General features: G+C 41.3%; 3 protein-coding genes. 2 read left to right on the forward strand and 1 reads right to left on the reverse strand.

Going from position 1 to position 3,121, the window contains the following annotated elements:
* Positions 1–46 precede the first annotated feature (46 nt).
* A complete protein-coding gene (locus tag LC574_RS33270) occupies positions 47–205 on the forward strand; it encodes a hypothetical protein (RefSeq protein ID WP_229457853.1) in 159 nt (52 codons plus the stop codon).
* 56 nt (positions 206–261) lie between these two features.
* Here LC574_RS33270 and LC574_RS33275 read toward each other — a convergent pair whose 3' ends face one another.
* Entirely contained in the window at positions 262–2,001 is a 1,740-nt protein-coding gene (locus LC574_RS33275; protein ID WP_229457855.1) for a diflavin flavoprotein, read from the reverse strand.
* Positions 2,002–2,923: 922 nt separating this feature from the next.
* Here LC574_RS33275 and LC574_RS33280 point away from each other — a divergent pair.
* The coding region (locus LC574_RS33280) for an integrin alpha (protein WP_229457856.1) at positions 2,924–3,121 on the forward strand (198 nt) is incomplete at its 3' end.

A 3,121-nucleotide genomic window follows, 5' to 3' on the forward strand; every position in this document is an offset into this window, starting at 1 on the left:
TTTGTCCTTTGGTATTTCTCCAAAGTTAATGTCCGGGGAGTGGGGGGTGGGGAGTGGGGAGATGAGGGAGATGAGGGAGATGAGGGAGATGGGGAATAGGGAAATGGGGAGTGGGGAGTGGGGAGTGGGGAATGGGGAATGGGAAATGGGGAATAGGGAAATGGGGAACGGGGAAAGACTTATACAAGTTCTCCTCTGCTCATAAGCTCCCCCGCGTCTTTATTCCCTACTCCCCACTCCCCACTCCCCATTCCCTCTTTCTTAGTAGTAATTACCTACTTTGCGATGGCGAACGGCTGTCAATCCATCGTTTTTGGAGACACGACCTTCTTGGACGGTGCAATATAAAATCCAGTGGTCGCTGCATTCCATGCTGCTCTGTATTTCACATTCCATGTATGCCAGAGCATCTGTTAGAATTGGGGAACCGTTTTTCGCAGTTTGAGTTTTCACCCCAGCAAAGCGGTCAGCACCAGGATGCAAGCGTTTGAGAAAGTGTTTCTTGAGTTCTTGATAATTGCCTTCTTCCAAAACGTTGAGGACGAAGCGATCGCCTATTTGCATTAAGGAATCAATGGCGCGGTCTTTGGCAACGGCAATTGTCAATCCTAAGGGTTGCAAACTCGCTTGCGTTACCCAGGATGCCAGCATTGCACTTGAGACATTATCTTTTTTAGTAGTGACTATATATAGTCCACTGCTAATCCGACCTAATGCCTTTTCCATGTTGACATCAAGGGACTTGATTTGCTTGATGTTGCGATCGCGCACCAGCAATTGTCCGATGTCTTTACCCGCTTCTTCACACAACTGGAATGTAGATGCGCTGGGAGCCTCTTTAATCCGAATGGGTGGGAAAGCTTCTTTGATGCCAGAGTCGAGAAATTTTCTGCGGAGTGTATCAATGGGTTCATCATCCCCACCGTAACATTCAAACAGCCCAATCAATTGCTTGTTCTTGGCGACAGCTAGCACCGAACTGATACCAGCTTGGGCGGCGGCGGAAGTAGTCGGGGGCATACCAATAATGATGCCAGATGCTCTCCCGGCTAGTTCTTGAATTTCTTGGCTCTGGGCAGTACTTAGATCCAGTACTTCTACCCCAATGCCAGTTTTCAGTATACCTTCGGCAATTGCGTGACCAAGGCGTTCGCCATACCCGTAATCTGAGACAAAAAACAAGCCGACGGTGGTTTCTGCTTTAGCTTGTCTTTGGCTCCAATTTTCGTAGCACCCAGTTAAAACATCTAGATGGTGGTATAATAATGGGCCGTGACCGTTGGCGATAATCTTAATCTTCCCTAGTTCACCCATCCGCTTCATCGCATTCAGCAGCGAACGAGCGTTAGGGCCCATCAAGCAGTCGTAGTAAAATCTAAAGTCAGCTTCGATCGCTTCTAAATCTTCGTCGAAGGTGCGATCGTCACAAAAATGCATCCCAAAAGCATCACAGGTATAGAGAATTTGGGTTTTGCGGTCAAAGCTAAAGATTGTATCCGGCCAATGCAGGTTAGGCGCACTCACGAATTCGATTTCGTGTCCCTTACCTATATCTATGCGATCGCCAGTTTTGACAACCCTCTTAGAAAATGGATCGTGGACTAAGCCTTCCAAAAACTGAAGCGCAACTTTTGACGCTAAGACGGTAGCTCTAGGAGCTAACTGAAGAACATCTTCTACTAAGCCGCTATGGTCTGGCTCTGTGTGACTAACAATTATGTAATCAATTGTTTTGGGGTTGACAAGACCTTTTAGAGTCTCTAAATACAGATTGCGAAACTTCTGGTGAGAAGTATCAATCAAAACTGTTTGTTCACCCCTAATTAGATATGAATTGTAGGTTGTGCCGTTTTGCAGTCCGAATTCGATATCGAAGCGATCGCGGTCCCAATCAAGAGAGCGAATCGCCGTTGTGTTAGGGGCAATTTCTACAGTTTGTATAGTTAGCCTATGTTGAACGTTCTCTGCGTGGGCGTCGCCGGTCGTAGACATCGCTACCATTATTCGTCTCCGAGCGCAAATTAACAGGTTTTTCTTCTGCCTCCATTGTCCCTATTATTTTTTGTTTAAGTTGTAATGAATATCAGTTTTTGAAAAATTTAACTTGTATCAATTATTGCTGTTTTTTAGCCAAAATTATGACTCAAAAAATATACTAATTATTAATTTATTCTTCACATTTTACTGAGTATTTGATTTTATCCTTATTCAAAAATATTCGTGTTTATTATATTAAAGAATTATAAGAACATACCCAGAACTTTTATTGTAACCCTTTTTTTGAGATGACGTATGAATACTAAGGAAATAACAGAGTTCACAAATATATTTTTTAATTGTGGTATAAAATATTAATATATCGCAAAATCGAGGTATTAAGAGAATATATCTAGATGTCGCTTATCAAAAGTTACTTTTTTTTAAGACCTTCTATTATTAAGTAGGAAAAGTGGGAAAAGTAGGAAAGGTGGGAAAAGTAGGAAAAGTAAGATAAACTTTCGTTCTCATCGCGCATCAAATAACCTGTTAGCACTGTTTGTTTTAATGGATATAGAATATTTAATTTTTGGAGATGTTTAATTATTAAGTAGCTGGAGAAAAACATTCGCAATGACGTTGTGTAATTAATTGTGTCTAACTACTTATGGAAATTTATACCATTTACTATTATGAGTGTTATACCAATCCGAATTGAATCCTGAGAAAATATCCATACGCATATTTAGTTGGTTCTGTTAATGCCTAAGTTCTACCCTTTTTGAAGAATTACAAAAAATATACTAATCTACAGCACTCATATCATAAAAATACGAAATATTTCAAACTAATTGGCTTAACCTAAACTTTAGCTAATGCTAACGTTATTTGTTTAAAAATTTTACACCTACATTTTCATTGCTAACAACAAACATACCAAAAAATCATGGCTGATCCATTATTCAACCTCTCAGACCTTAACGGCAGCAACGGTTTTGCCATAAATGGGATTAATGACAATGACTCTTCAGGCACATCAGTCAGCAATGTTGGAGACATCAACGGTGATAGTATCGACGACCTGATTATTGGCGCACCCAATGCAGGACAGAGCTACGTGGTGTTTGGCAGCACTAGCGGCTTC

The sequence above is a fragment of the Nostoc sp. CHAB 5715 genome, assembly GCF_020829685.1.
Taxonomy (GTDB): Bacteria; Cyanobacteriota; Cyanobacteriia; order Cyanobacteriales; family Nostocaceae; genus Nostoc.

What these genes read in the sequence shown, in the direction of transcription:
- LC574_RS33275 (WP_229457855.1), bottom strand. Translation starts at nt 2,001, where the DNA reads ATGGTAGCGATGTCTACGACCGGCGACGCCCACGCAGAGAACGTTCAA.